The organism is Phenylobacterium sp. (assembly GCF_037138395.1).
GTDB lineage: Bacteria > Pseudomonadota > Alphaproteobacteria > Caulobacterales > Caulobacteraceae > Phenylobacterium.
Window position 1 is genome coordinate 1 of sequence record NZ_JBAXIM010000224.1, and the last position, 2,771, is coordinate 2,771.

Annotated in this window: 5 protein-coding genes; all 5 read left to right on the top strand. The window is 70.2% G+C overall.

Annotated elements, in window-relative coordinates:
* On the top strand, window positions 1-473 hold a 473-nt coding region (locus WCJ52_RS12540; protein WP_336903641.1), incomplete at its 5' end, for a cytochrome P450.
* 282 nt (window positions 474-755) lie between these two features.
* Entirely contained in the window at window positions 756-989 is a 234-nt protein-coding gene (locus WCJ52_RS12545; protein WP_336903642.1) for an antitoxin, read from the top strand.
* Window positions 986-1,372, top strand: coding sequence for a type II toxin-antitoxin system VapC family toxin (locus WCJ52_RS12550; protein ID WP_336903643.1), 387 nt, complete (start codon window positions 986-988; stop codon window positions 1,370-1,372). The genes WCJ52_RS12545 and WCJ52_RS12550 overlap by 4 nt, the downstream gene beginning before the upstream one ends.
* A 104-nt stretch (window positions 1,373-1,476) precedes the next feature.
* Window positions 1,477-1,935, top strand: coding sequence for a PaaI family thioesterase (locus WCJ52_RS12555; RefSeq protein ID WP_336903644.1), 459 nt, complete (start codon window positions 1,477-1,479; stop codon window positions 1,933-1,935).
* Window positions 1,932-2,771: MsnO8 family LLM class oxidoreductase (locus WCJ52_RS12560; RefSeq protein ID WP_336903645.1), on the top strand; the 840-nt coding region annotated here is incomplete at its 3' end. The genes WCJ52_RS12555 and WCJ52_RS12560, both read left to right, overlap by 4 nt.

Consider the following 2,771-nt stretch of genomic DNA (forward strand, 5'->3'; position numbering starts at 1 on the left):
CCAGCGGCCTGGACGCCATGCTGGACCATCCCGACCAGCTGGCCTGGCTGAAGGCTGACCTGCCGGCGCGCCTGCCCGCCGCCCGGGAGGAGCTGCTGCGCTGGACCACCCCGGTGATCTACATGCGCCGCACCGCCCGAAAGGACGCCCAGCTGGGCGGCAAGACGATCCGCCAGGGCGACAAGGTGGTCATGTATTTCGGCTCGGCCAACCGCGACCCCGCCCAGTTCGACCGCGCCGACCAGCTGGACCTGGCCCGGGCGGCCCCCGACCACATCGCCTTCGGCAACGGCCCCCACGTGTGCCTGGGCCAGCACATCGCCCGGATCGAGATCGACGCCATGCTGGTGGAGGTGCTGTCCCGCCTGGAAGACCTGGAGCGCACGGCCCCGCCGGAATGGCTGGCGAGCAATTTCATCTCCGGGCCGCGGACCATGCCGGTGCGGTTCCGGGCAGGGCGGAAGGTGGGCTGAAAAGCCCCGAAACCGCCTCAATCCGAACCCGACGCCGCCACAGACGGCCGCCAGGTTGAGACCGTCGGCGGTCGGACCTGGTCCGGACCCTGAATCGCCCCCCCAGCCCCCCCGGGCCGGGTCCGGCCGCCGCGCTTGTCTCCATCCCAGTTTGACCTTGCGGCTTCGCAACGGCGGCCCTTCTTCCCGAAGGCCGCCGTTTCTTCTGCTCGGAGGCGCCGCTTGGAGGGACCGTCTTGAAGAGCGTCAAAGTTAGCCATATTCTTAGCTAAGGAGAGTTCCATGGCCCAATACTCTGTTCACGACGCCAAGACGCACCTCTCGCGCCTGATCGCCGAAGCCCTGTCCGGCGAGGAGGTGGTGATTGCGCGCGGCAAGTCGCCTGTCGTGCGGCTGTCCCCGGTCACGCCGCCCGGGCGCCGGCAATTCGGCGCCTTCAAGGGCCGGATCAGCCTGGATGACCGGTTCAATGACCCCCTCCCTCCTGAAGACCTGGAAGGCTGGGGCCTGGCTTGAGGCTCCTGCTCGACACCCACGCCCTGATCTGGTGGCTGGCAGGGGACGAGAAGCTGGGCCGCCACGCCCAGGAGGCCATGTCAGACGAGGGAAACCCGGTCGCCGTCAGCGCCGCCTCGGCCATGGAGGTCGCGACCAAGTTCAGGATCGGCAAGCTTCCCGACGCCGCTCTGCTGGCTCAGGACTTCGAGGCCATCATCGCCAGCCAGGGGTTTACGGGGCTTGGAATCAGCGTTCGCCACGCCCGCCTGGCCGGCGAGATGGGCATTGATCACAAGGATCCCTTCGACCGCTTGCTGATCGCCCAGGCCCTGTCTGAGGACCTTGTTCTGGTGTCCAATGAGACGCGGTTCGACGACTTCGCCGTGAAGCGGGTCTGGTAGGCTCTCTGGCATCTATCCGTAGGCTCTGGCGCCCGGGCGCGGGGTTTGGCAAAGGCTGGGAGGCAGGCCTTCAAGTGGTCGGAGGCGGCGCGGGGAGGACTTCCATGGCCAACGGCGACACGGGCTATCCGACATTCGTGCACAAGACGCTCGAGGACGGCCCCTGGGCCGGCTGGACGGTCTATACGGGCGAGCCTTTCGAGGACCACGCCGGCCCCTTCTTCTACCGGATCGACGAGACCGGCGCCCCGGTCTGCGCCATGCGGACCGAGGCCAAGCACATGAACGGCGGCGGCTTCATGCACGGTGGGGCCCTGATGACCTTCGCCGACTACGCCATCTTCATCTTCGCCCGGGAGCAGCTGACGGAGGCCTCCAGCGTCACCGCCTCGCTGAATGCCGACTTCGTGGGGGCCGTGCCGCCCGGCGCCCTGCTAGAGTGCCGGGGCGAGGTGGTGAAGGGTGGGCGCAGCCTCGTCTTCCTGCGGGGGCTGATGACCGTGGAGGGGCAGACGGTGTTTGCCTTCTCCGCCGTGATCAAGAAGACCGGCAAGCGGACGTGAAGGCCCGGCTCTCCGTCCTCGACCTGTCGCCGGTGGGCGGCGAGGCCACCCAGGCCCAGGCCGTGCGCGAGACCATCGCCGTGGCCCAGGCGGCCGAGCGGCTGGGCTATGACCGCTTCTGGGTGGCCGAGCACCACAACATGCGCAGCCTGGGCTCGGCCTCCCCCGAGATCCTGATGGCCGCCCTGACCCAGGCCACGAAGACCATCCGCCTGGGCTCGGGCGGGGTCATGCTGGTCAACTACTCGCCCCTGAAGGTGGCCGAGGTCTTCATGGCCCTGGAGGCCCTGGCGCCGGGCCGCATCGACCTGGGCGTCGGCCGGGCCCTGGGCACGGACGGGCGCACCGGCGGGGCCCTGCGCTCGGCGGGGTCCGAGGCCTTCCCGCAGTACTTCGCACTCCTGAACGCCTGGCTGCTGGACGCCGGCGGGGTGGAGCCGATCACCGAGGCCCATCCGGCCCGGGGCATCCACGCCTCGCCCTCGGGACCCTCACATCCGGATATCTTCCTGCTCTGCTCCTCGCCCGAGACCGCCGACTTCGCCGGGCGCGCCGGGGTGGGCATGGTCTTTGCCGAGTTCATCGCCCGCAGCGAAGGCGGGCCGGCGGTGAGCGCCTATCGCGCCGCCTTTGCCCCCTCCGCCTTCCGGTCCCAGGGCTGGACCGCCGTGGCCACCATCGCCCTGGCCGCCGAGACCGCCGAGGTCGCCGAGCGCCTGGCCGCCCCCATGCGGGCCAGCGCCCTGGCCGGGCTGGACGGCCCCGCCGCCGACGGCGAGCGCCCCCGCTTCGCCCACATCGAGGACGCCCTCGCCTTCCTCGAAGCCCGCCGCGAC

Coding starts and splice junctions, on each gene's coding strand:
- WCJ52_RS12555 (WP_336903644.1), top strand. CDS start 1,477: ATGGCCAACGGCGACACGGGCTATCCGACATTCGTGCACAAGACGCTC.
- WCJ52_RS12545 (WP_336903642.1), top strand. CDS start 756: ATGGCCCAATACTCTGTTCACGACGCCAAGACGCACCTCTCGCGCCTG.